2 rRNA genes are annotated in these 1,778 nt (G+C 67.0%); both read right to left on the reverse strand.

Going from position 1 to position 1,778, the window contains the following annotated elements:
- Window positions 1–915: 915 nt before the first annotated feature.
- Window positions 916–1,032 (reverse strand): 5S ribosomal RNA (gene rrf / locus VF632_RS08695).
- 76 nt (window positions 1,033–1,108) lie between these two features.
- Window positions 1,109–1,778: ribosomal RNA gene (locus tag VF632_RS08700) — 23S ribosomal RNA — on the reverse strand; the annotation flags it as partial.

Raw genomic sequence — 1,778 nt, forward strand, 5'->3', positions numbered from 1 at the left:
GCCGGACCCTGCCGAGCCGGACCCTGCCGCGCCGGACCCTGCTGCGCCGGACGGTCGCTACCGCGCGACCGCTCACCTGAGGCGGACGCCCCAGTCCGGGCCTGGGGCGCTCGGACGCCCTCATCGCCGGGGCGGCGGCCACCATCGTTGCGGACCCGGTTCGGCGGGACCGCCCCACCGGTTCCACGACCGCCCTGGGCGGAGGGTCGGCGTTCGCCTCCCCCCTGAACCGGCGGTCGTCCTGTCCGGTTCGTGGTGCCGGCCCCGCGCGACCTGTCCGTCGACCCGCTGGGCGGTCCTTCCCATCGCCGCCCGGTGGTGCCCGACGACTCCCCCGACGACTGCGATGGACGTCGCGCAGCCTGGCCCGTGCTCCTGTCGGAACCGCCGGCCTTCTCCCGCGCGGCGTTCCGGTTCTGGTAGGCCTCACGGCCGGGTTCGGCACCCGCTGCCCGGGGCGGTGCACCGCGACGGACGCTGGCGCCCGCAGCCGGGCGACCGCCGCTGCCGGAGGCCGGCCGACCCTTGGCAGGGCGCTGCGCGTCACGCCCGGGCGATGACTGCGGTCGCGCTGCCCCACCTGACCGTTCCCCGCTGCGACGGGATTCAGAGCTCTGCCGCGCACCCGAGCCGCTGGACCGCGTCGGCCCACCCGGACCGCCGCCTCGAGCCGACCCCGCGGTGCCCCCGCTCTGCGGTGACCGGTTCCGCTCACCGCTGCTGGTACGCGGCCGTCGGTCACTCGGCGCGCGGTCGCCGGCAGCCCACGGCCGTCGGTCACCGGCTCGGTCGCGATCTTCGTCCACGGCGCTAGCTCCTGTCGTCAGGCGTTGGGCAAGCATGCACCTGCTGCAACTCGACCCCGGACATGCCGATGACGCCCACCCGCAAGCGGGTGGGCGTCATCGAAAAGATGTCCGGCGGCGACCTACTCTCCCACGCAGTCTCCCGCGCAGTACCATCGGCGCAGATGGGCTTAGCTTCCGGGTTCGGAATGGAGCCGGGCGTTTCCCCAACGCTATGACCGCCGAAACTCTATGGAGATGTACGCGTCGGAGAACCGACCGCATCTCGGGAACCGCACAGTGGACGCATAGCAAAATTAGTTGTGAGCAAGTTGTCGGCTTATTAGTACCGGTCAGCTGCAAGGGTCTTTAGTTCCCTCTTCCACATCCGGCCTATCAACCCAGTAGTCTAGCTGGGAGCCTCTCGGGGCAAGCCCCGTGGAAACCTCATCTTGAAGCAGGCTTCCCGCTTAGATGCTTTCAGCGGTTATCCCTCCCGAACGTAGCTAACCAGCCGTGCTCTTGGCAGAACAACTGGCACACCAGAGGTTCGTCCGTCCCGGTCCTCTCGTACTAAGGACAGCCCTTCTCAAGTTTCCTGCGCGCGCAGCGGATAGGGACCGAACTGTCTCACGACGTTCTAAACCCAGCTCGCGTACCGCTTTAATGGGCGAACAGCCCAACCCTTGGGACCGACTCCAGCCCCAGGATGCGACGAGCCGACATCGAGGTGCCAAACCATGCCGTCGATATGGACTCTTGGGCAAGATCAGCCTGTTATCCCCGGGGTACCTTTTATCCGTTGAGCGACCGCGTTTCCACAAACCACGGCCGGGTCACTAGTTCCGACTTTCGTCCCTGCTCGACTTGTCAGTCTCACAGTCAAGCTCCCTTGTGCACTTACACTCGAAACCTGATTGCCAACCAGGCTGAGGGAACCTTTGAGCGCCTCCGTTACATTTTAGGAGGCAACCGCCCCAGTTAAACTACCCA

It is taken from the genome of Longimicrobium sp., assembly GCF_036388275.1.
Classification (GTDB): domain Bacteria; phylum Gemmatimonadota; class Gemmatimonadetes; order Longimicrobiales; family Longimicrobiaceae; genus Longimicrobium.